The 21899-nt window shown below is 55.7% G+C and carries 19 protein-coding genes and 5 pseudogenes; 15 read left to right on the top strand and 9 right to left on the bottom strand.

Translation table 11 applies throughout. The features are described 5' to 3' along the window. Positions 1-33: 33 nt before the first annotated feature. A complete protein-coding gene (locus ASG62_RS25390; RefSeq protein ID WP_082537087.1) occupies positions 34-1785 on the bottom strand; it encodes a UvrD-helicase domain-containing protein in 1752 nt (583 codons plus the stop codon). Beyond that, positions 1782-3896, bottom strand: coding sequence for an ATP-dependent nuclease (locus ASG62_RS25395; RefSeq protein ID WP_082537088.1), 2115 nt, complete (start codon positions 3894-3896; stop codon positions 1782-1784). Before ASG62_RS25395 ends, ASG62_RS25390 begins: the two co-directional genes overlap by 4 nt. A 248-nt stretch (positions 3897-4144) precedes the next feature. Here ASG62_RS25395 and ASG62_RS07325 point away from each other — a divergent pair, with 248 nt between their 5' ends. Continuing rightward, positions 4145-4723 carry a recombinase family protein gene (locus tag ASG62_RS07325; protein ID WP_056692406.1) on the top strand — a complete coding sequence of 193 codons (579 nt, stop codon included), beginning with the start codon at positions 4145-4147 and terminating at the stop codon, positions 4721-4723. Further along, the gene (locus tag ASG62_RS07330; RefSeq protein WP_056692410.1) at positions 4723-5148 is read left to right on the top strand and encodes a hypothetical protein; all 426 of its coding nucleotides are present in this window, start codon (positions 4723-4725) and stop codon (positions 5146-5148) included. The genes ASG62_RS07325 and ASG62_RS07330 overlap by 1 nt, the downstream gene beginning before the upstream one ends. Positions 5149-5159: 11 nt before the next feature. Here ASG62_RS07330 and ASG62_RS26280 read toward each other — a convergent pair whose 3' ends face one another. Then, a complete protein-coding gene (locus tag ASG62_RS26280) occupies positions 5160-5465 on the bottom strand; it encodes a hypothetical protein (RefSeq protein ID WP_156382010.1) in 306 nt (101 codons plus the stop codon). A 153-nt stretch (positions 5466-5618) separates the two neighbouring features. Between ASG62_RS26280 and ASG62_RS07335 the strand changes: the two genes are divergently transcribed. Further along, positions 5619-5870 carry a type II toxin-antitoxin system ParD family antitoxin gene (locus tag ASG62_RS07335; RefSeq protein WP_056692414.1) on the top strand — a complete coding sequence of 84 codons (252 nt, stop codon included), beginning with the start codon at positions 5619-5621 and terminating at the stop codon, positions 5868-5870. Positions 5871-5879: 9 nt separating this feature from the next. Then, entirely contained in the window at positions 5880-6176 is a 297-nt protein-coding gene (locus tag ASG62_RS07340; RefSeq protein ID WP_056692416.1) for a type II toxin-antitoxin system RelE/ParE family toxin, read from the top strand. 998 nt (positions 6177-7174) lie between these two features. Here ASG62_RS07340 and ASG62_RS26285 read toward each other — a convergent pair. Then, positions 7175-7501 (bottom strand): hypothetical protein, encoded by a 327-nt coding sequence (locus ASG62_RS26285; protein ID WP_156382011.1) that lies wholly within the window; start codon positions 7499-7501, stop codon positions 7175-7177. A gap of 52 nt (positions 7502-7553) precedes the next feature. Continuing rightward, positions 7554-7922, bottom strand: coding sequence for a DUF4113 domain-containing protein (locus tag ASG62_RS07345; RefSeq protein WP_056692420.1), 369 nt, complete (start codon positions 7920-7922; stop codon positions 7554-7556). 1231 nt (positions 7923-9153) lie between these two features. Here ASG62_RS07345 and ASG62_RS25400 point away from each other — a divergent pair. From ASG62_RS25400 to ASG62_RS26295, 7 genes and pseudogenes are all read left to right on the top strand, one after another. Further along, a pseudogene (locus ASG62_RS25400) lies at positions 9154-9623 on the top strand (IS3 family transposase); the annotation flags it as partial. Positions 9624-9822: 199 nt separating this feature from the next. Continuing rightward, positions 9823-10881: an IS110 family transposase gene (locus tag ASG62_RS07350; RefSeq protein WP_056692424.1), complete on the top strand. Its 1059-nt coding sequence runs from the start codon at positions 9823-9825 to the stop codon at positions 10879-10881. Positions 10882-10897: 16 nt separating this feature from the next. After that, positions 10898-11080: pseudogene (locus ASG62_RS26290) on the top strand (IS3 family transposase); the annotation flags it as partial. 238 nt (positions 11081-11318) lie between these two features. Then, positions 11319-12536, top strand: a complete 1218-nt coding sequence (locus ASG62_RS07355) for a glycoside hydrolase family 73 protein (protein WP_056692427.1) — start codon at positions 11319-11321, stop codon at positions 12534-12536. A gap of 33 nt (positions 12537-12569) precedes the next feature. Further along, entirely contained in the window at positions 12570-13946 is a 1377-nt protein-coding gene (locus ASG62_RS07360) for a M23 family metallopeptidase (protein WP_056692432.1), read from the top strand. 80 nt (positions 13947-14026) lie between these two features. Continuing rightward, entirely contained in the window at positions 14027-14668 is a 642-nt protein-coding gene (locus ASG62_RS25405) for a DUF1353 domain-containing protein (RefSeq protein WP_082537089.1), read from the top strand. A 390-nt stretch (positions 14669-15058) separates the two neighbouring features. Further along, a complete protein-coding gene (locus ASG62_RS26295; protein ID WP_156382012.1) occupies positions 15059-15196 on the top strand; it encodes a hypothetical protein in 138 nt (45 codons plus the stop codon). A gap of 223 nt (positions 15197-15419) precedes the next feature. Here the strand turns inward: ASG62_RS26295 and ASG62_RS07365 are convergent. The 4 genes and pseudogenes from ASG62_RS07365 to ASG62_RS25420 form a co-directional block, all read right to left on the bottom strand. Then, positions 15420-15818, bottom strand: a pseudogene (locus ASG62_RS07365) (helix-turn-helix domain-containing protein); the annotation flags it as partial. 663 nt (positions 15819-16481) lie between these two features. Continuing rightward, positions 16482-16709 (bottom strand): ribbon-helix-helix protein, CopG family, encoded by a 228-nt coding sequence (locus ASG62_RS25415; protein ID WP_082537090.1) that lies wholly within the window; start codon positions 16707-16709, stop codon positions 16482-16484. Between the two features lie 189 nt (positions 16710-16898). Then, positions 16899-17174: a hypothetical protein gene (locus tag ASG62_RS26300; protein ID WP_156382013.1), complete on the bottom strand. Its 276-nt coding sequence runs from the start codon at positions 17172-17174 to the stop codon at positions 16899-16901. Then, positions 17171-17851: a ParA family protein gene (locus ASG62_RS25420; RefSeq protein ID WP_082537091.1), complete on the bottom strand. Its 681-nt coding sequence runs from the start codon at positions 17849-17851 to the stop codon at positions 17171-17173. The genes ASG62_RS26300 and ASG62_RS25420 overlap by 4 nt, the downstream gene beginning before the upstream one ends. Positions 17852-18267: 416 nt before the next feature. On the opposite strand from ASG62_RS25420, the pseudogene ASG62_RS07370 reads away from it, so the two are divergent. The 4 genes and pseudogenes from ASG62_RS07370 to ASG62_RS07375 all read left to right on the top strand — a co-directional run. Next, a pseudogene (locus ASG62_RS07370) lies at positions 18268-18858 on the top strand (recombinase family protein). 183 nt (positions 18859-19041) lie between these two features. Beyond that, the gene (locus ASG62_RS26305) at positions 19042-20187 is read left to right on the top strand and encodes a hypothetical protein (protein WP_156382014.1); all 1146 of its coding nucleotides are present in this window, start codon (positions 19042-19044) and stop codon (positions 20185-20187) included. Continuing rightward, positions 20187-20528: GTP-binding protein (locus tag ASG62_RS27360; RefSeq protein ID WP_210168392.1), on the top strand; the 342-nt coding region annotated here is incomplete at its 3' end. The genes ASG62_RS26305 and ASG62_RS27360, both read left to right, overlap by 1 nt. Position 20529: 1 nt before the next feature. Then, a pseudogene (locus ASG62_RS07375) lies at positions 20530-21899 on the top strand (GTP-binding protein); the annotation flags it as partial.

Consider the following 21899-nt stretch of genomic DNA (forward strand, 5'->3'; position numbering starts at 1 on the left):
TTAGTTTTCCGATTTTAAGTTTTTAAGGAAAGCCTAGGATGCTCTCTTATCAGGGATGGCTACCTCAATTTGTTCAACGCAATCTGCACCAAACAGCCGCGTCACTGTCTTTAGCGCATTAGGGGGTAGGGTCTGTGTAGCCAGAACTGCAAGTCGTTTCATTGGGCGTGAAACGGATACATAGAATAGGTTGCGGGAGCGCAGATAGCCCTTTGAGTTGGTCGATGTGATTTTCTTGGTTTCTAACAGCTCAAAAAGCTGAGGCCAGTTGTATTGATTCCAACCACCTCCCAAGATGACGAGAACATCTTTAAACTGATCCCCCTTCACGCTGTGCTGAGTCGCGAACGGGGTAAAGCCGTTCACAAAACTAATAAGCGAGGATACCTCTGAGTACCGCACATTGCGAAGATTCTTGTAGCGCGAAAGACTTCCCATTTCTTCGGGGATAGGTTCATCGCCAAGTTTTTGCAGTTCCTCCTCCCGCCGACGAACTCTCTCAGGAAGAGGAGGCTTATGACCGTCTTTAAGGTGATCAATTATCTCACCAATCGTACCTTCCTTTCGCAGTTTGAGAAGCCGATCCATGTGATCTCGCCATAATGCCTTGTCCGAATGAGCACGTATTGCAGGGGATCTTCCAAGTATAGAAAACATCTCCCCGTAGTGCGATCTATCATAAGATTCACACATTGGATCGACAATATTACACAAAAACTCTATTGCAGGGTCTTCCTTTTTTACGTACTTCTCCGTTCGACCCTTGTAGATATCAGCGATAGTTGGATAGCCATGTTCAGCCGAAATGGCATTATGTGTGAGCATCAGAACCTTCGTTTCGTCCCACTCCCACCCCTCTTTTTGTAAGCGCTGAATTAATGAATGACGTACGAGTCTAGCGACATCATCGGGTAGATCATTTTTTGAGTGTGGGGTATTGGTCTTCTCTCCCTTATAAGAATTCACATGAAAGAAACGAGCTTCTCCTTCTGCGTCAGGGTCGCTCACCGCTTGTCGGAGTTCCGGCCTCAATTCGTTGAGTACATTGACGATAGCTGGGACTGATCGGAAGTTTGAGCCTTTATCGATGCCCAGAATAGGCAGAGCCGCTAGTTCATAATCCTTCCTATGGATGGTTTGCCAGTGATCACCGAATAAACCAATAAGAGGACCGCGGGCGGATTCAAGAAAGTGCCTCGTAAGAGACGCCATGAATGCTGGATCCGTGTCTTGGTATTCATCGATAAATATAAATGGGAATTTTTGACGAATTAAGTTCTGAAACTTTGTATTCTCTATTAGTTTCGCCATCATGACGGGAACGTCATCATGTGATAAAAAGACGGTGCTATTGTCTACGACAAAGTATCCGAGGCTGTAAAGGATGGGCTTCTTTCCAAGTCCACCACCCTGAGTTATTTTCTCGGCCTTTTCAGCGTCCTCGCTCAGCAGCTGTCGAAGCGAACTCTGAAACTGACTGATTATAGACCAGCAGAACGCATGTATGGTCTCAACAAGGATAGCCGGATGGTTTGCGATCGCCTTTGCAATCGCATCACGTGCAACCAGGGTGTAGGTAATGCATGCAACCTGCTGACCTGCCTGCGTTAGCGCTATTCCTCGTTCGGAAATCAACCTTTGGAGGGCTGATACAAGCGAGTAAGTTTTCCCAGCGCCGGCTCCGGCCTCCAGCCGAAAACTCCGTCTTTCATCCAGGCAGTTATCTACTTTAAATTGAGCCTGCCTCGCAGCGTCGAGTGCAGGGTTTTTAGCAGCTCCGGTCATCCGATCAGGGCCTTAATTTCTGGATCTTCAAACGCATCGAGCGGATTAGCTTCAGGCGGTGGAGGAGGTTGAGAAAGCCATTCTAATCCCTCACGTATGTAGCGCGGAACCGTCCAGTCTTTTTGTCGGATCGCAAAATCCAGCGCTGTCTCTGCCTTCGGAAGATCTTTTGCGATGTGCCACGCCTCTGTCGCTTCGTCTTCCTCCTTAGGCCAATCAAACCGATCTGGATTAGCAAGGACTAAGGCGTCTTCATAACTGCGGGCACAAACGGTCGATCCAACGATTTCGGGAAGCTGGTAGGCCAGCCGTCGAAAACCGTCTTGCTTATCGGCATCATTTTTAGAGAGCAACTCTTGTGGACTAAAGTCAGGAAGAGGCGGGGCCTTATCGCCCGGCTTAGTGGTCACCTTTGGCTTGAACCAGTCTCTAATAGCAGTATTAGAAGTTCTAGTGCCGTCAGAAACCGGACACTTTTCCCAGACTGTTATTTTTTTGCCTTTCTTATTAACCTTTTTTACCTCATGGACCGAATCTATATCGGTGATAAAAAGAGTCTTTAGTTCCAAAAAATCTAATAACGGATAGAAAATATGGGCATGGGCACCTCCTGCTTCAACAGTTGTAACATACTGACGAGATAGCCGGTTTTTCTCTTCGATGCCTTGGTCGACCATATCGCAAATACGAGGCATCAGTATCCGTTCAGTCGTTCCCTCAACCATAATCGCTTTGTCGGCGAAGTAGAGATCGCAGTTTGTAAGCGTCATGTACTGGTGCAGAAAATCCTGATCATCATCCGGAATTGCCGACAGGCCTTTTCGAAAATCCTTTACAATGGTGCGCCGTGCACCACCCGTTGTAGATTGGTCATTTAAGAAGTATCGTACGGATTCAAACGGCGCAGAGTTTGCTACATGTGAGGAATGTGTGCTGATTACAAACTGAACCTGCCAGACAGGCTCTTTTGGATAATTTGCTGAAAGCCTTTTCACGGCTTCGCTTAATTGGTTGACAAGGACCTCCTGCATTTGAGGATGCAGATGAGCTTCCGGTTCCTCGATGAACACTAAATGCGTTGATGGGCGTGTCGCCCGCGCTCGGTATTCCTTGTGATAGCTCTCCAATTGGAGCAGCATGTATATTAGATTTCGAGTGCCAAGACCATTGTACCCCTCAGGTAAATGAACGCCGTCTGTGCCAGTATAGACTACTCTAGTATGGTCATGAAGTAGAGCTTCAACGTTGAGGGAGGTCTCAGGATGCAGAAGGGTGTCGTTTAAACCTGGAAAACCGAGCGCATCCATCGCAGGCAGAAGGCCAGCTAACATGTCATCAAATTCTTCCTGAACACTGCGCTCAATAGATTCAACGGAGGCCTTGAGTTTCGCGGCTAAATTCTGATCAGCCTGGGCTGCTGTTGGCGCAGTTGCGGTCTTAAATAGCGTCCCCAAGAGTTGCCCGATAGCGTTTGTGTCGCCGTGGCGAACATGATCGAGGGTGCGTTGCGCCCGAACAAGACTGCATTGCAGGAGGGCAAAAAGTCCCGTTATTTCATCAAAGCGACGCTGGTTAGACTCGTCAGTTGGATCAACCGCAATAACTGATATCTTGTATGCTCTTGATATAGTTTCTTTGAGATGCTTATAAAAACTAAGTCGTGGATCTACTCCGGAGTCCGGCGTCGGCGTATCAAGCAAGATCCCAAGACTTGATGCTACTGGGGCATATTCCATTCTCACAACAACAGTCGATGAGTTTGTATCAAGGTCAATTATGAAAGGTGAAAGGGGTCCTACGTCGAGCGCCGTTTTGTCGTAGATGAGGCTGAGGGTTAGGACGATCTTCGGAAGAACGCCTAAAACGTCGCTAAGCTGGGAATTACTAGACCAAAGCTCTTTTGCTTCGTAAAATCTACCTCGTGACGATGCTGAGAAGTCCTGCAAGCGAAATGAGGCTGCACGTTCGCAGACAAACCTTTCAAAAACATCAGTTAGAGATGTCTTTCCACTATTGTTGCGTCCTACTATTATGGTCGAGACACCTTCGAGCATGATCTCAACATCTTCAAGTAGTCTAAAGCCTTGAACCCTAACCTTCTCGATGCGCACATTTTCACCTTACCAAAAATGCAACTATAGGTGCAGCCGCTTAGCCATGCAATGCGGTAATCATAGATCCTAAGTGCTATTTACAAACGATACCTTCGCTTCCACCTAGGCGCAACTTCCGGAAAACGACCGTTTTCCGGACATTGCTTTTTGAGGGCCCCGAATGCCGTTTAAAAGGTGTGCATTTGTCCGGAAACTATGTGCGGAAAACTATTGTCAGGTAAACGGTCACGTGCGACTATCCGGACATGCTTATCGGCTATGCCCGTGTTTCGACCGAAGATCAGAACCTCGACCTGCAACGGGACGCGCTGACGCGCGCCGGCTGCAGCAGGATCTTCGAGGAAAAGGAATCTGGCCGCGCCGGCACGAAACGTCCGGCCTTTGATGCCGCCCTGTCGTTCCTGCGGCCCGATGATCAGCTGGTGGTGTGGAAGGTCGACCGGCTGGGCCGGTCTCTCCGCGAGATGATCGAGACCGCCCACAGCCTCGCCGCACAGGACATCAAGGTCCAGTCGCTTACTGAGGCGATCGACACGGAGACCGCCACCGGCCGCATGATGTTCCACCTGCTCGGTACGCTGGCCGAATACTTCCTCGACATGAACCGCGAACGCACGATGGCGGGGCTTAAGGCCGCACTGGCGCGTGGCCGCAAAGGTGGACGCCCTGCCAAGCTCAGCGAGGCCGACGTTGCCGCCGGGCGCGCGATGTTGAAGGATGGCACCATTCCCGTGGCGGATATCGCCAAGCGTCTCGGGGTCAGTCGGACGGTGTTCTACACCTATTTTCCAGGTGGCCGACAGGCGAACACCGAGGTCCGCTGATGCCCATCCGCCGCCACCGCCGCTTTTACTATCCGATCGACTGGCGTGAGCTGTCGCAGCAGATCCGCTTCGTTCGCGCCAAAGGTCGTTGTGAGGGCTGTCTGCGCCCGCACGGACAAACCGTGGTGCATCTTGGCGATGGTCGCTGGTGGGATGCAGAGGCGTTAGCCTGGCGCAACGGAAAAGGTCGCGTATTGCAGGCGTTAGCCCCTCTCACCTGCGAGACCGTGGTGCAGCGGACCAAGGTCGCCCTGGCAACCGCGCATCTCGACCATGACCCCGGAAACAACCACCCGGCCAACCTCAAGGCCTTCTGCCAGCGATGCCACATGCTCCACGACAAGCCCGAGCATCTGCGCCAGCGCGATCTCACGTACAAGAAGCGACGGGCGTTAGGTGACCTGTTTTCCGGGCGCTATGACTAGCTTTTAGATAATCAAATTATGCCAAATGTACCGGCAACCAAGAAAGACGAGACGACAATCAAGAGAACCATAAAGCCTCCAAGCCAACGGCGGGCCTTCTGTGTTTTCCATTCGCCAAAGAAGTCGAGCATATCGCTGAATAATTTAAATGCACTAAGATATCCGACAAAAAGACCAAAAAGGGCAAGGCCTACGCTGCTATTTGGACTGTCCTTTACCTCGGAAGCAAGAACATAGAACCCTAAGGCTATACCTAATAATGTTGCAGCATTAGAAATGAAAGTGACCCATCGATCGGGTATCTCTTTATCCTTCATACTTTCCCCAATCGTGACATGTTCCGCTTCCGTTTCCGTTTTTTAATACTACAGCCTATAGGCGATAAAAACGTCTTAAGAGCCTGCAGTGCTGTCAGGAAAGATTTGCCATTTATGTCATAATATGCTATATAGCGACATAAGGAGACGCTAATGCCTAATGTGACGGTCGGCAAACATTACGAGACCATGGTTCAGGCCATGGTCGAAAGCGGTCGCTACGCGAGCGTCAGCGAGGTTCATCGCGAAGGCTTGCGGCTGATCGAAGAGCGGGAGCAGACGCGCTTGGCGAGGCTCGAGGCGTTGCGTCAGCTCATCCATGAGGGCGACGAAAGCGGCGAAGACGAGCCTTTGGACATGGCCAGCATCAAGGCTGAAGGCCTCCGCCTTCGCGCAGGCCGCTAGTTACGCGCCTTGACCTACCGCGTTACCCGACGACCCCGTGCCCGCAAGGATTTGGTGGCTTTGTGGTCATTGATCGCGGCCGATAATGAAACGGCGGCTGATGGCGTGCTCGATCGTATTGAGGGCATTCTGCGGATGCTCGGGGAACATCCTGAGGCAGGCCGCAACCGGGACGAGGTGAGCGCAGGACTACGCAGCTTCCCCGTTGGTAATAGCGTTCTGTTTTACCGCCTCCAAAGCGATAGGCTTATCCTTGTTCGCGTCCTGAGCTACGGCCAAGACATTGAAGGAGCGGCCTTCCAATAAAAGGTTGGGCCTCGGGGAACCAAAGCCAGTTTGACGCATTTTGTGAAGCTTTCGGGCAAACAGGTTTGTCGCGCCGCACCTCGAGAAGGCGGCCAAGTCTGACGGGAAAGGAGAGTGACATGCACTGGTAGGTCTTATTTATCTGATTTTAGCAGCTTGCTACATAGCGCTTGCAGCGCATTATTTCCTTTAAGCTGAAATAGCTTTTCAATAGTCCAGCGAGGCCCGTGGAGACGTCCAAGGGCCTTTTTTATGCGAGCGTCGTCCTAATTCCAGTTTTTCAGACTTACTTATCCGACCTTACCACTTGAGAGGTATTTAAGATTTGCATCGACTGAAGCGCTCGTTGAAGTTCTTGCGACGGAAAGGAGCTGTAGATTTCCGGAATGTTCGGAATGACGGGTAGTCTTATAGACTGAAGCGCCGCATGCGCTAAACGGCTCCCCTCCGTTGCTTGAGACAGGGCCTTCTGGGCAGGTCCCATCAAGTCCGCGATCCTTCTGGTGTTCTCATATAATGGCCGAAAAGCAGTAGCAGCACGTTGCATCGATTCCTGAAACGGGCGCATAGCTTCACTGATACGTCGGCCACTCTCTGCGATGCCCGCAGCAATCTTCCGTAGGTTCTCGGCTTCAGCTTGCCGACGCTCCTCTTGGGCAATGCGCATTCAGTACGCACGCGTTTTTCCGAACTTGCGCTGCAATCTACGCCGGGAAGCTTCCTCAGAGTGATGATCCATGGGCACTCGCGCCATAGCTTGACGGCAGATGGCCGCAAACGGCGCGTTTGGCTTGTGAAGCATGACGCGGGCAATTTCGTACAATAGCTTATCGTCGTTGATTTTTTGGGGTGCCATTCGTGCAATCCTTTCATTCGTGACTGCCTCGAAATTTAAACCCAAATTGTCAGGCAGCCGAGGGATTTATCAAAAACCGCTTCGGACATATCGCTGAAGACTTCGGACACATCGATAGATGATCATCTACGATGACATGTTATCAGACAGCAATAGCCTCCAGCGCCCTGTAAATGCTAAAAACTATGGGTTTCCCTGACTCATTTACCACAGCAAACGCCTTTGTCATCGCATAAGATCCTGCTGAGCGTTTTTCATTATCCATAGCTGTTGTAACATCGACAGCTTTCTCAGATGGCCAGTTTGTAGCGACGCAATAGCGATGATATATATCTACAAGATCAGACTTGTCTGGTTCGGATACTAATCCTCCTACAGGTATCGCCTCGCGCAGGTCGTTGTAATAAGTCTTGGCAGACGTAAGTGTTTTGAACATAGTTCCGCTTTGAACGGTTACGCGCTTTGCCATCAATAATACCCTACATTATTTAAAAAAGACGATACACGACAATTGTCGTGGGTCAAACTCTTAGCAACTCTGTCCAATTCGTCGTGAAGCGGGCCGAGAGGTGATCGCTGCGCAACGCCCAGGCGCGTCGGGTTCCGGTCGCGGCAAAGGCCACCTTTCCGCGGCCGTAGCGCTGGTTCAGCTTATCCATGAGCCGCATCAGCTCGACCCGGCCAGGGTCGTCTGGCTGATGGAACAGGGTGGATTGCACGGCGGAGGCTGGATGCAGGTCGAGGCAGATCACGCCGGCTTTTTTGTAGCTGAACCCCGGCTTGTAGACGCAAGCGAGGCCGTGCATCGCCGCGCGGATGAGGCGCGACGTGTCGGACGTCGCCACCGGCAGGCGGACGGTGTGAGAGCCGTAGTATTGGGGGCAGCACATAAGACGGACCCAGAACTACGCTAAGGCGTCGGAAAACCCGTCCTCGTTGGTTTCCGTGGAACGGGGTCAATCCGACAGGGTTTGTGGAAACAGGTGTTTCCCGGCAAGTAGGTTTCGACCCTTCCACGCCGTTCATGAGCGGAAACAGTATCGTCTGAAGCGGTCGTTAACGGATCGCCACTTCCGACCATGGGTCAGCGTCTCGTGAACCATTGGGGGATAGGATCGCATGAGGGTTGTGGAGGGAGGCGTCGTCATTGAATCGTTTCGACCGCGACCGCCTGATCGAACGCGCCAAACTTGCGATTGCGGCTATCGTCGTCGGAGGCGGAACGCTCTTCGCTGTTTCCGAACTCTACGGAGCTTGGAGTTACGGGACCATCCGAGCACGTCGGCATGGGATCGTGTCCATTGACAGAGACCCCGAAGCATTTTGGTTCGCGGTTGGTGTCGATGCCTTCTTTCTAGCCATAGTTCTAATCGGCGCTGTTTTCATGGGCTGGGCACGAAGCGGAGAGAGACCACCGAAAGCTGGAAGGCCCCCGATGCGGGACCAAACCAAAGCGGGCAAATTCGACCCCTGAAAGGCCCATTCTCGGCCCGAACGCCTGCGGGAAATGTCGGCTATCGTAAGCATCTACCTGCAAGCGGACCGATCGCAATCCACCCTTTACGGCTGTTCTCCATCTAGGCGACGGACCATCAAATCGGACACTGCGGCTAGTTTAGTCCTTTGGTAGCCGCAACAATCAGAAATGCACCGGAAAACGATAATAGCGCGGCAATAGCAGAACCGAACATGACAGCCCTGATTTTTCGATATCGAGCTTCGTGGTACAACGCCATGCCACGCCGTTGCTGAACCGCTTTTCTCTGCCAGTACGGTAGATGACGCTCTTCAGGCAGAGTCACGATCCCGCGCGTGACGACAATCCCTGTGATAATCGTCCCGAGCATAGTCACGAAAGCGACTAGGAAGGCCCCTGAGAGTATCCACATTACTCCATTAATCAGCGGCATAACGGGTCCACTTCAGGAAAACCTAAGTTGAGATTGCAGTTGGAAAGGAACTGCCGCCGCCCAGCATATATGATCAACAGCCACTATTGACCCCGTTCATTCCGAAACCGGACCGTCGCCTTTCCACCCGGTCGATCCTTAGCAGACGTCCCGCTTTGGCCGTCGCGGCGATCCGTTAGCGTATATCTGGGTCCGTTCTATGTGCTGACCCCAGATGGGGCGCGAAGGGATCGACGTCGCCCGCTGCACGGTGGCTCGCCTCACGCGGGAGATGGGCCTGAAGGGCGCGGTACGTGGCAGGACCGTGCGCACCACGGTCAGCAATCCCGCCGCCCCGTGTCCGCTCGACCGGGTCAACCGCCAGTTCAAGGCGCCCTGTCCGAATGCCTCTGGGTCCCGGACTTCACCTACGTCGCCACCTGGGCCGGCTTCGTCTACGTCGCATTCGTCATAGATGTCTTCGGGCGTCGCATCGTCAGCTGGCGGGTGTCGCGCTCGGCCAGGACGGAATTCGTTCTCGATGCTTTAGAGCAGGCGCTTCATGATCGAAGGCCTGTCCGGAAGGGAGGCCTCGTCCATCACAGCGATTGTGGCGTCCAATACGTTTCGATGAGATACACCGAGCGTCTCGCCGATGCCGGCATCGAGCCATCGGTTGGAAGCGTCGGAGATTCCTACGACTGTGAGACTATGCGGGCAGCCTGAAGGGTCTGGCCCGTGCTACGATTGACCTTGTGTCATGGCGTTGATCTGCCGGCCTTCCAGGCTGCGCCCGACCGCGCTTCGATGCGTGACTTCATAGGAGCTTGAGGGACCGCCATCCCGTCACAGTCCTGTCCCGTCAAAGCGTAGCGTCGGGTTCCCCACCTGGAGGACCGACATGCAGGATACCATCATCATCGGCGTTGACACGCACAAGGATGCTCACGTCGCCATCGCCATCACCAACCTGGGCGCACGTCTTGGCACCCTTTCAATTCCGGCCACAGCAGCCGGGTATCGAAAGCTTGTTCGGTGGGCCAACATTCACGGAGCTGTCCAAGCCTACGGCATCGAAGGCACCGGATCCTACGGCGCAGGCTTGTTCCGAGCGCTGACCCTGCAAGGATATCACGTCATCGAGGTTGATCGGCCGAACCGTCGGCTCCGGCGCCAGCATGGCAAGAACGATACGATCGATGCCGAAGCTGCCGCCCGGGCCGTTCTGTCCGGTGAGGCTCGCACCCGCCCCAAGTCCGGCGACGGCGAGGTCGAGATGATCCGTCAGTTGAAGATCGTGCGCGACACCGCCATGAAGGCTCGCTCCCAAGCGATGGTCACGCTCAAAACGCTGCTTGTCAACGCCCCCCAGCTTCTGCGCGAGCAGTTCATCGCCATCACCGGACGGATGACGCTGATCCGGGCGTTGGCGGCTTTGCGTCCCGGACCCATCACTTCGACCACAGCCTCGGCCAAGACGGCACTGCGCATGCTGGCCCATCGCTGGCTCGCTCTCGACGTGGAAATCCGCGAACTCGATCATGCTCTCGAGACGCTTGTCCGTCTTCGGGCGCCGACCTTGATGGCCGCGCCAGGCATCTCCACCGGAACGATCGCGGAGATGCTGATCGTTCTCGGTGACAATCCAGAGCGCATCAGATCCGAGGCCGCGTTCGCCAAGCTTTGCGGCGTCTGCCCCATCCCGGCATCCAGCGGCAAGACGACCCGCCACCGCCTCAATCGAGGCGGAAACCGGCAAGCCAACGCTGCACTGCATCGCGTCGCAGTTGTCAGGATGCGCTCCCATCCCAGCACGAAAACCTATGTGCAGCGGAGAACCGCCGAAGGGAAATCGCGTCGGGAAATCCGACGCTGCCTCAAACGCTACATCGCACGAGAAATCTTCAACAACCTCTGCAAGCCGGCGACCCAGCAGGAAGAAGCCTCAAATGCCGCTTGACCGACATAGGAGCATCAACGCCATCGCCGAGACGATCAACGGCCTCTACAAGACCGAGATCATCCATCGGCGCGAACCATGGTGAAGCTGCGAAGCCGTCGAATTCGACACCCTCGAGTGGGTCGACTGGTTCAACAATCGCCGGCTCCTCGGGCCCATCGGAAACATTCTGCCCGCCGAGGCGGAAGAACACTACTAAGCACAGCTTGAGGTAGCCCCGATCGCCGCGTAGGACTCAAAACAATCAGCCTCCGGAAAACCCGGGGCGGTTCACCTTGGCAAAAACGCGCACCTCGTGCTTCGCCCTTTTCGCAGCATGACAATTCGCCAACAGGGCTCGGTCGTCTTGGGGACATATCGAGCAACCTTACGTAACGCCTAGAGGTTGACATCCGCCAAATTACTAGAACAATCTTGCATGGCTTCTGGAGGCTCCCATGGATCCATGGATCGTTCTCGTAACGTCACTTCTACCAGATCTGAAGAAACTGATCGCCTTGGATCCGCTGGGTGGGTTATCTGACAGGGCGGTCGATATTGTTAAAGAGCTGACCAAGGCAAAGACGCCGGAGGCCGCCAAGGCCACGCTCGATGCCGAACCCGAGACCGACATGGACGTGCGAGTCCAGCTTGCCCAACTCGCGCTCGAGCGTCACCAAGCGGATCTTGGTGCCGAAGCTGAGGCGACCAGCGCCGATCTAGATTACAACGCGCTGCAGCTGAACTCCACGGAAGGCGCCCGAGAAACGCTCAAGCAACTCGCGAAACTCAATAGCCCTAGCGCCTGGACACCATCCATCCTGTCTGGATTGGTCGTGATCGGCTTTTTCGGCGCGATCGCCCTCTTAATGACCGGCAGTTTTCCCGAGACGGCTGGTGAACCTGGCAGCGTCACAAGCCCGCAGATCGTCAATCTACTGTTTGGGGCGCTCGCCACGGCCTTCGCAACGGTATTGAACTTCTGGTTCGGGTCGTCTCTCGGCTCCCGACGCAAGGATGCGACGACCGCGACCGCGACCGCTGTTCAGCAATTCTCGGAGCTGAATGAGAGAGAGCGATCCAAGGATCCGCCGCGGAGCGGCCCGTCTGGAGGCGGACAAGAAGCGACCGGAGGAGGCGCCGTGAAGACGACGGATACAGACCGTCCTGGCGGCACGGTTGCCGGGATCGCGACCGCAATCGTCGACGCGGCGCAGGCTTCGCAGCGGGCTTGGGATATTCCAGCCTCCGTCTGCCTTGCTCAGTTCGGTCTCGAGAGTGCTTGGGGAACCAGGATGCCGCCGGGGAGTAACAATCCGTTTGGCATCAAGGCACGCGCAGGGGAGCCGTTCGTGGCTGCGACCACGACAGAGGTGAGGAACGGACGGCGCGAGCGCGTTATTGCGAAGTTCCGAAAATTCCAGAATTTTGACGAGGCCTTCGATCGGCACGGCAGACTGCTCGGATCGAGCCGGTACTACGCGAAGGCACGCGAGCATCGTCGAGACCCGAAAGAATTCGCCAAAGCGCTCACCGGGGTCTACGCCACCGATCCGGCATACGGAAGCAAGCTGATCGAAATCATGGATGAACGTAACCTGTATCAGTTCGACGTCGATGTCGGAACGATCGGCGGCATTCGCGCGACGGTCAACCGCATGGTTCGCCCAGCCTGAGCCGCAAAGTATTCTAAGAGCCAGGAGGCCGACGTGAGCCCGCTTATTGCGATAGCCGCTGCCATCGTGCCGGAAATCCTCCGAAGGCTTGCTACCGATGAGACGGGGGCGATCGGAGAACAGATCGAAGCCGCCGTGAACAACGTTACCGGAGAGAGCGACGCCATCGCGGCCAAGCAGAAACTCGATGCCTCGCCCCCGCTGACGGAACAGCTCCGGGTCCAACTGGCTAACTTGGATCTGGAGATACATAAGGCCGACCTCGCAGCGGAAGTCAAAGCATCTACTTCGGATCTCGCCTATAACGCACTGCAGCTGAACTCGACCGAGAACGCACGGCAGCTCCTGATCGAACTCGCTGACGCTTCCAAGTCCACAAGTTACACACCGCCCGTCCTCTCCTACATCGTGGTGATCGGCTTCTTCGGCGTGCTGTTCGCCGCCGCTACGGGTGCCTTGTCCGGGCTACCTCCCCAAACGCTGCAAATCATCCATCTGCTGTTCGGCGCCTTGACGGCTGCCTTCGCAACCGTTCTCAATTTCTGGCTAGGCAGCTCTTTCGGGTCGCGCCGTAAGGATGCGACGATAGCGGCGACCGAGTCCGTGCAACAGATCAGGCGGCTCGACGAACCTGTTGGCCCGGGGCCGGCACCGACGCAGAATAGCGGACCGGCGTCGCGCGTATCGCTGGAGAAGGGTAGCATCGGTCAGGTCCACGGAAACCGAACAGGCATCATCGCCAGCGGAGAAAGCGCGGAGAATCTGCCGGAGGACGATCAGGGGAAGGAGATCGACGATGATCGTGTGAAGAGTTCGCTCTCAGTCCTTCCCGCAATGCCAAAGCAGGTACCGGAAGGAAACCCCGTACCCTTTGCGCAAAGCCGGACGCCCGTCGCCAATAGGGCGTGGCCAGTATCCACAACGCTCGCGTCTGCCCACGTCGTATCCTTCCAGACCGTGTCCGGTGAGATGGTCGGAGCCTCTGGGAGACGTTTCCTCGCTTCACGCAACGGTGGCGCGCGCTTTCACGTCGGCCTTGACCTATACGCGAACCAAGGCGATGAGGTCATCGCTTGCGAAGACGGCCGGATCGTCAACTACTATCCGTTCTACCGCACCTCCAAGGGCGATATGTCCTACGCCTTGCTTGTCGCGCATGCCGACCTCGTCATCAATTATGGCGAGGTGGCTGAAACTTCCCGGCGACAATTCGGCTGGTCAGTCGGCGATAAGGTGCGGGCAGGGCAGAAGATCGGAACGATCAGCGGCACCGCCATGCTGCATTTCGAGACGTATCGGTCCGGTACGACCGCAAACGAACGGTGGCTTCCTGGCAAAGCGCGGCCCAATGCATTGCTCAATCCGACGCTGTACCTCCTGGAAATCGCCTCACCAGCTCGGCAGGTCTAGTCGCGGTCAGTTCGTTCACAGCATGGCACTGTCACAAATCGCAACAGCTCGCGTCATCTGCGAGTGCATAGGAAACTCAAATGGCAATGGGCAGCTTCACAGGCAGACTCGTTCTCAAGCCATATCCACGCAACCCACGTGGACCGCTGAAGGTCGTAGCTTACACATTTGGTTACATTGACCAGCATCAAGTAGGATGGGAGGTTCGGGCTGGGCAGATAACAGACGGTGCATCGATCCCACTTATCTTTAAGCCAATTATTGGCGGGTCATTCCGTCCCGAGTTCTTACCTGCTTCCGTTATCCATGACCACTACTGCACGGTTCAAGTTCGTCCATGGAGTCGGACTCAACGAGTATTCTTAGAGATTTTGATCGATAGCGGCGTACCTTTGGCAAAGGCCAATGCCATGTACTATGCCGTCCTTGTGGGATCGTCCAAATGGGGTCGTGTGAGCAAAGGTTCTGCTTGTCGCCAGACATCAAATTGTACATGGTCGCAAGAAAGCTTCGGTCTCGTAACTGAGGAAAGCCGCTTCGAGGATCCTGCTCTTGCAGAAGAAGTGGCTGAGGTAAACTCGGTCCTCGAAAACAAATCGGCAGAAGTCATGCCGGAAGATATTGAGAAAATGGCGCGTGAACGGCATCCAGACGATGGATTTTTGACAGGCGATATCGATTTCCCGCCGACCGGCTTTCCTGCAGATCTACCAAGAATGTAGATCTATCCTAAATCACCGGCTCGACCTCATCAAGCGTGACCTCGTTCGAGCGCCGGTCATAAAGCTGCGTCGTTCGCCTGCTGGCATGACTCACTATCGGCGCCGTCTTCTCCAGCGTGCCGCCGTTCTTAAGATAGGCGGTAATGCCAGTTGCGCGAAAGGTGTGGTGCCGATCGTCGTCGCGACCGCTTCAGCCTCCGCCCGGTACCGGACCATCGCAAAGGCGTTGCATAAGAGAAGGGGAGTCGTGGTGAGCCAGCGCGTGCCTCAGCCAATAGTGCGAAACGGCGGCCCCTTCGGATCATCGCCGATGCCGGCACCGTCGATCGGCGTGTAGGTAGGCTTCGAGGTTATGTTGGCACCGTAGCTTGTGCCGTTTGCCTTCTTCTCGTGCAGCCGCACCCACAGGCGAGCTACGCGATCCAGGACACGCCGGAGATGGTGGCCCAGCATTACGGCCGCTTCCTGCCGCAGGACAAGGCGGAGATCGCCGCCTGGATTCTGAACCAGGTCTGGGAAGCGGCCTGACGCGAGCCGAGCCAGGATCGCTCCTTGACGAGAAACGCCCGGCGGCGGGCGCCGGCAGAAGGGCATGCGAGCGCGATCGGCCGCCGCTCTGGCAGCGACCGAGCCAAAACCGAGCGCGCGGTGGGCCACGCCGAGCCGCACCCCCTCGTTTCAGCGCCCTGGAGGCTGCTGGAGCGGGTTGGAACGAGGCCGCCACTCTGGCGCAGACGGTATCAGGACGGCACTAGCCGGCGCCCACCAGACCATTCTTGGCTGCTTTGGACTGTCTGAAGGGATGATATTGATGGATCTGGTTTTTGAGTGACAGTTTTGTCACCCCATGATTTCCGAGGACACGACCAATGAAGGCAGTGTCGAACGCGGCAGGGGTTTCCGAGAGCCAGGCGGCAAGGCCCTTCAGGTCCTCGTAGAAGGGCACGGTCTTTTCGGTGATCGTGACGACGAGGCCGGTGTGAAGCCCCCTCCCCGTCTTGCGGATCGCGGTCTTGATGTAGCCGAAGCGCTCGAGGTCGACGATGTAGCGCCGGATCGTGCGCGCTGAACGGCTCATGACGGCCGCCAGCGTCGCCTTGGCGAACTCGGTCGATCTCCCCTTGCCGCAGCGGGCGCGCAGCACCTGCAGNAGCGCCGGATCGTGCGCGCTGAACGGCTCATGACGGCCGCCAGCGTCGCCTTGGCGAACTCGGTCGATCTCCCCTTGCCGCAGCGGGCGCGCAGCACCTGCAGAAAGCTCTTGGCGTTCGGCGTCAGGCGATCATCGCGCGCGGCCGTGGTCGCCATCTCGGGGGCGTACTGACGGCTGTCGTTCGGCGCTGGCCGTGAATGGCGCGGGCGCGCCGATGGCTTGAAGGCTGCTGGAGCGGCGACGAGCGGTTTCAGGACGCCGACGAGCGCCGATCGCCGCTGCGCCTCGGCGACGGAGATTAGGCCCTCGCGCTGCTCGCGCCAGATGGCGGCCCGTGCCGCGAAATCGGGATGAGGACCCGCGCCGGCGGACTGAGCATCCGTTGAGAACAGGTCAGCCGGAGGCGTTGCGTCGGCCGAGTAGGCGACGCTCAAGTGGGTCCGCATACCTCCAGGCATGCGGAATCGTTCGGTCGCCATGGTGCTCCTTGCGCGAGGCAAAAGGAGGCCGTGGCGGGAAGCCGCGTTTCACTTGACGATGTGGTTGAAAGGGCCTAATTCCGATGGTGCTTAGTCATCCAGAACAGGCTCCGTCGCGACCCCCGCTTCGGGGCCTTTTCTTTTGCCTATTGCGTCTCCGCGTTGATGATGAAGGACGGCATTAAGCGGCGCTCTGATCGAGGGCAGCTATGTCAGCCGGTGTAAGACTTTCGATGTCCGTTTTAGCGATTAGGACACGAAGGACGTCAGACCGAGAGGTCGCACCGAGGCGCTCCTTCAACCGATCCAGCACTGCTATCTCGTTCTCATGAAGGACGGCTTCGGTAGACCGCAAGCCAAGGCTGCGGCGTCTCGCTCGGATCTCAGCTATTTGTGCTGGTGTTGCCATCGAATCTGCCTGTCGCCCAAAACGAACTAGTTCAGGCTAGCCGAGTCGAAGGGCATGCGCCATTCCCTTAAGAGGAAGCGCCTTCAGCTTCGCGTAAGAATTTCGCCACGCGAGACCGGATGTGCAAACGGTTTCAGGGCCTTACGGCCCTGAATTTCTTTTCGAAGAAAGAAGGTTATGGCCGCCTAGCTAGCGTCCTATGCTTTTAAGAAGCGTGTCGAGAGCCTGCCAATATGAAGAGTGCCCTTCTTCGTTAGCGTAGGTCTTGAAGCGATTCATCACTTCCAATGGGCCCTTCACTGACAGGACCTCGATTGGGCCTTCCATACGCGAGCGTTTAACCCGCTGCGCGGGCTCTCGAGAAACAAAATTGTGCCGATCAGCAACCGCATCAATCATAGCGGTCGAGGCTTCTGGTTTTTCAGGAGCATCAGGAACAATTTTGCTGAAGTTGAAGCGGCTCATGCAGCCTTCCCTTGTGCTCTTGCTGAAAGTATGTCGACAACCTCGCCGGCGAAGGCGTTCGCATTCTCGATCGCGCCTGGCAGACCATTAACTTGCTTTGGATCAAGTTCGTTGAGGGCCAGACGATAGAAGAACATTCCCTTAAAGGCGGCACGTTCGTGCAGGGCCGTCTTGAAGGTTGGAACCTCCCCATCTTTCAATTCTGCAATGATGTGCCGTTCGAGCCGCGTCGCGATCTGCGGCGACGTGCGCGTGAAGGCGACCCGACATGGAATTTCGCGTTCGAAGGACTGCTCTTCCTCTCGTACGAGTTGGATCGCACGAGCTGCCTGTTCCGCATCGACTGCGCTTGCTTGAATTGGGATAATCACAAGTTGAGCCCGCGATAGGGCTCGCGAGGCCAACCGGCTCGCTGTACCTTCAAGGTCAACGATCACGAATTGGCGTTGTGTGCGTAGGGCATCGAGCCTTGGAAGGATCGTACTCTCTGTGATGTCAGACACAACCTCGACCGGGTTGTTTGAGGCGCCCGTGCGCCAGCCAGCAATTGGTTTGTTCGGATCGCAGTCTAACACCGTGACTGTCGCACCTTCGGCAGCAAGGGTCGTCGCCAGCACAAGAGCGGTCGTCGACTTGCCGGCGCCGCCTTTTGGGTTCGCGAGAACAATGGTTGGCATGAAGGACCCCTTCCAGAAAGCCTACCCAGGGTAAGCCGTCAAAACTAAAGCCTTCGTTTAGGAGGCCTTCCCGACAGCATTCTCTGGATATCCTTCTTTAGGGAAGCCTTTTTTTGGAAGGACGTCAACCCGACAGCCTTTCTTTAGAAGGCCTTCGTTTCGAAGGCTTTGCCTAAGAAGGCCTTCTTTGGGATATCCTTAGGCTCGTAGCATCGCTCGGCTAGATGGTACTCAGCCTCGAGGTGACTGGCATTGGCTCGGCCTAGACATGTGTTTGAAGAAAGCAGCTGTCGAAGATGGTGCTCTAAATCGACCGTTTATGGACAGGTCATGGCACGGCTGACCAGAAACTAGCTGTCGTTCGTATCGGACATGCCCCATAAGATCGAGGCGTATTTGGTCGCCTTCGAGGCCCGATGTCCCGAACTTTTGCCTATGTCCGCGCCTCAACAAACGGCCAGGCCGCCGAAAACCAGATCGGCAAGATCAAGGCCGCCGATTTCGACGTCCATGCCCGGCGCGTCTTCTCGGAGACCGTGTCGGGATCGGTCGCCATCAAAGAGCGCGCGGGCTTCACGCGCCTTCTCGATCGGATGGAAGAGGGGGACATCCTCGTCGTCACTGAGATGGACCGGCTCGGCCGCGACGCGATGGACGTGCGCACGACCGTCGAGACGCTGGCCGAGATGGGTGTGAAGGTCCACTGCCTGGCGCTGGGTGGTGTCGACCTCACCACCTCGACGGGCCGCATGACGATGAGCGTCATCAACGCCGTGACTGAGTTCGAACGCGACCTTCTGATCGCGCGCACCCAGGAGGGCATGATCCGGGCGAACGAGCAGGGCAAAGCGACATCCGTGCAGCCTGACTGATGCGCATAAGCAGGTGGTCCGGGAAAAGCTGGGGGAGGAGGCTTCGGTATCAAGGCTCTCGCGCGAGTTTGCGTCAGCCGGCAGACGATCCAACGGGCGCGAGACAAAATGAAAATTGCGAAGGGCCTTAGATAGTGAGATGCTCCTTCACAAGCTTATGTCGAACAAGGGGCATAAAGAGGCGAGTCGGCTCCTTAGTGCTTGAGATGATTATTTATCGGTTCAATCGCATGATCTACTAGATATGGCAATTGCCGGTTTAGTCCGCATTTTTCTATGGATATAACGCGCGCTAAAGGGGATAAAGGATCGTGATGAATGGGCGTTGATAAGTCTGCATCAGCAATATACGCAGTCTGTGAGTCTTTTTATTTAATAAATCGAAATGGACAAAATAACTTTAATGGCAACACCATGTTTGAAAAAGTTAGAGAGGGCCTTCTCTCGTATTTGTCTGGCATATCGATAGTACAACAAAGCATTTACCCAGGATGGCAAGCCGATCTGAACAATCCAGGATTTTTAATACGCATAGACCCGCCTGTAGTGATGAGAGCCCCATACCATATTGTTCCCGCGTTTCCTACTCGTGAACAGCTGGATGGAGTTTGGCGCTTATCGAGAATAATAAAAACTGTAGACGATTCTGTCATTTGCCTATCAGGGAGCGGTGCTAGTCAGCGAGCAAACGTTAGGATCAGTGATCTGGATTTTTGTGAGTATATACGAGCGAAGCCAGATATAACTGCAAGGGCAATTGTAGAGCGAAGCTGGAGCGGACTTCCGATTTTGTTTAAGTCAATACAGTTTGACGGGAAGAAGTGGGATAGTCTTTCGACAGAGGAACTTATTGAGTCAATTTCTAGAATTGACAGCCAGAATGATTCTCTTTCTCACGCAAAGATAGATTTCATTGGTGTAGCAGATGGATTTAGGCCAATTGAAGTTTCTAATGTTATGATCTTTTGCGATGATCACTTCAAAAGCGCCTCGATTGAGCGGACATTTGCAGCACAAGAGGTCCATCTGGATGCAAGTGTCGTCGTTCCAAATGATCTATGCAATCCCTATGAGTTAGGAAGATACATACATTGGCTAAGGACGCAAATTCAATATCATCGTGAATCGAACAATTTCCTTAAGATGCTTAAGCGGTGCATCTCTTTGAGCAGACTCTGTTTTTTAAACCAAACATCTGAGAGTATTACTTCCTACATATCTCGCTCAATCGAGTTCTTGGAGTATGAGGCTTATAGTATCGAAGCTGTCCTATCTATTCTCAGCAATGCAGAGGACACTGCGCTGCCGGAATGGAGGCAAGAATTGGAGATGGCTCGAGACCAAATAAGGCGCGATATCGCAGTAGCCCAACTCGCGCATGACCCAAAAAGTATATCGGAATTCTCTTCGCAAATGCATAAGGAAATAGAGGATCATTTTCTCGGTAGGGCGAGGGCAGCCTAATGTCAGCCGACGAACAGCTTAACCTGCTTTCTAGATATGTTTCTCGACTCGCAATTGAGGCGGAGCACAAGTCAAAGATTCTGGCTTCGCTTTCCTCAATCGAGCCCAGCCGAATTAAAGCCGCTATAGACAATTTCCAGAAAGCCGAAACCATTTTTGATGAGATCATATTTGGCATAGTATCGCCTTCATATCGAAGTAATATCACGGTCATGAGAGGCGCAAGTCGCTCGAAAAGGCTGCGCAACATCGCGATCATCGCGCACGTCGATCATGGCAAGACGACGCTTGTCGACAAGCTGCTCGCCCAGTCCGGCTCCTTCCGCGACAACCAGCGCACGNCGCAACATCGCGATCATCGCGCACGTCGATCATGGCAAGACGACGCTTGTCGACAAGCTGCTCGCCCAGTCCGGCTCCTTCCGCGACAACCAGCGCACGGAAGAGCGCGCGATGGATTCCAACGATCTTGAAAAGGAGCGTGGCATCACGATCCTGGCCAAGGCGACCTCGGTCGAGTGGAAGGATGTGCGGATCAACATCGTCGACACGCCCGGACACGCCGATTTCGGCGGCGAGGTCGAGCGCATCCTGAACATGGTGGACGGCGCGGTCATCCTCGTCGACGCGTCGGAAGGCCCGATGCCGCAGACCAAGTTCGTGCTCGGCAAGGCGCTGAAGGTCGGCCTGAAGCCGATCGTGGCGATCAACAAGATCGACCGTCCCGACGAGCGCCACGAGGAAGTGCTGAACGAGATCTTCGATCTCTTCGCCAATCTCGACGCGACGGACGAGCAGCTCGACTTCCCCGTCCTCTACGGCTCGGGCCGCGGCGGCTGGATGGCGACCGCGCCGACCGGCCCGCAGGACCAGGGCCTCGAGCCGCTCTTCGAYCTCATCGTGAAGCATGTGCCCGAGCCCGACACGTCGGGCGTGGACGAGCCCTTCAAGATGATCGGCACGATCCTCGAAGCCAACCCCTTCCTCGGCCGCATCATCACGGGCCGCATCCAGTCGGGTTCGATCAAGCCGAACCAGGCCGTCAAGGTCCTGAACGGCGAGGGCACGCAGCTCGAGACCGGCCGCATCTCCAAGATCCTCGCCTTCCGCGGCCTYGACCGCGTGCCGCTSGAYTACGCGGAAGCCGGCGACATCGTCGCCATCGCGGGCCTTTCGAAGGGCACGGTCGCCGACACGTTCTGCGACCCGGCGGTCAACACCCCGCTCGTCGCCCAGCCSATCGATCCGCCGACGGTCACGATGTCCTTCATCGTCAACGAYAGCCCGCTCGCGGGCACCGAGGGCGACAAGGTCACGAGCCGCGTCATCCGCGACCGCCTGTTCAAGGAGGCCGAGGGCAACGTCGCGCTGAAGATCGAGGAGTCCGAGGACAAGGATTCGTTCTACGTCTCCGGCCGCGGCGAATTGCAGCTCGCCGTCCTCATCGAGACCATGCGCCGCGAGGGCTTCGAGCTCGGCATCTCGCGTCCGCGCGTGATCATGAAGAAGGACGAAGAGACCGGCGACATGCTGGAGCCGATCGAAGAGGTCGTGATCGACGTCGACGAGGAGCATGCCGGCGCGGTCGTGCAGAAGATGAGCGAGCGCAAGGCCGAGATGGTCGAGCTGCGCCCCTCCGGCGGCGGTCGCCAGCGTCTCGTGTTCCACGCGCCGACGCGCGGCCTCATCGGCTACCAGTCGGAGCTTCTGAC

This window comes from Aureimonas sp. Leaf427 (genome assembly GCF_001425485.1).
GTDB lineage: Bacteria > Pseudomonadota > Alphaproteobacteria > Rhizobiales > Rhizobiaceae > Plantimonas.

Bases quoted from the DNA above. Each gene is read 5' to 3' on its own strand.
- ASG62_RS25420 (WP_082537091.1), bottom strand. From the start codon at position 17,851: ATGCCAACCATTGTTCTCGCGAACCCAAAAGGCGGCGCCGGCAAGTCG.
- ASG62_RS07325 (WP_056692406.1), top strand. From the start codon at position 4,145: ATGCTTATCGGCTATGCCCGTGTTTCGACCGAAGATCAGAACCTCGAC.
- ASG62_RS07345 (WP_056692420.1), bottom strand. From the start codon at position 7,922: ATGTGCTGCCCCCAATACTACGGCTCTCACACCGTCCGCCTGCCGGTG.
- ASG62_RS07335 (WP_056692414.1), top strand. From the start codon at position 5,619: ATGCCTAATGTGACGGTCGGCAAACATTACGAGACCATGGTTCAGGCC.
- ASG62_RS26285 (WP_156382011.1), bottom strand. From the start codon at position 7,501: ATGGCAAAGCGCGTAACCGTTCAAAGCGGAACTATGTTCAAAACACTT.
- ASG62_RS25390 (WP_082537087.1), bottom strand. From the start codon at position 1,785: ATGACCGGAGCTGCTAAAAACCCTGCACTCGACGCTGCGAGGCAGGCT.
- ASG62_RS25415 (WP_082537090.1), bottom strand. From the start codon at position 16,709: ATGGCAACACCAGCACAAATAGCTGAGATCCGAGCGAGACGCCGCAGC.
- ASG62_RS26305 (WP_156382014.1), top strand. From the start codon at position 19,042: ATGGGCGTTGATAAGTCTGCATCAGCAATATACGCAGTCTGTGAGTCT.
- ASG62_RS07355 (WP_056692427.1), top strand. From the start codon at position 11,319: ATGGATCCATGGATCGTTCTCGTAACGTCACTTCTACCAGATCTGAAG.
- ASG62_RS25405 (WP_082537089.1), top strand. From the start codon at position 14,027: ATGGCAATGGGCAGCTTCACAGGCAGACTCGTTCTCAAGCCATATCCA.
- ASG62_RS07330 (WP_056692410.1), top strand. From the start codon at position 4,723: ATGCCCATCCGCCGCCACCGCCGCTTTTACTATCCGATCGACTGGCGT.
- ASG62_RS26300 (WP_156382013.1), bottom strand. From the start codon at position 17,174: ATGAGCCGCTTCAACTTCAGCAAAATTGTTCCTGATGCTCCTGAAAAA.
- ASG62_RS26280 (WP_156382010.1), bottom strand. From the start codon at position 5,465: ATGAAGGATAAAGAGATACCCGATCGATGGGTCACTTTCATTTCTAAT.
- ASG62_RS07350 (WP_056692424.1), top strand. From the start codon at position 9,823: ATGCAGGATACCATCATCATCGGCGTTGACACGCACAAGGATGCTCAC.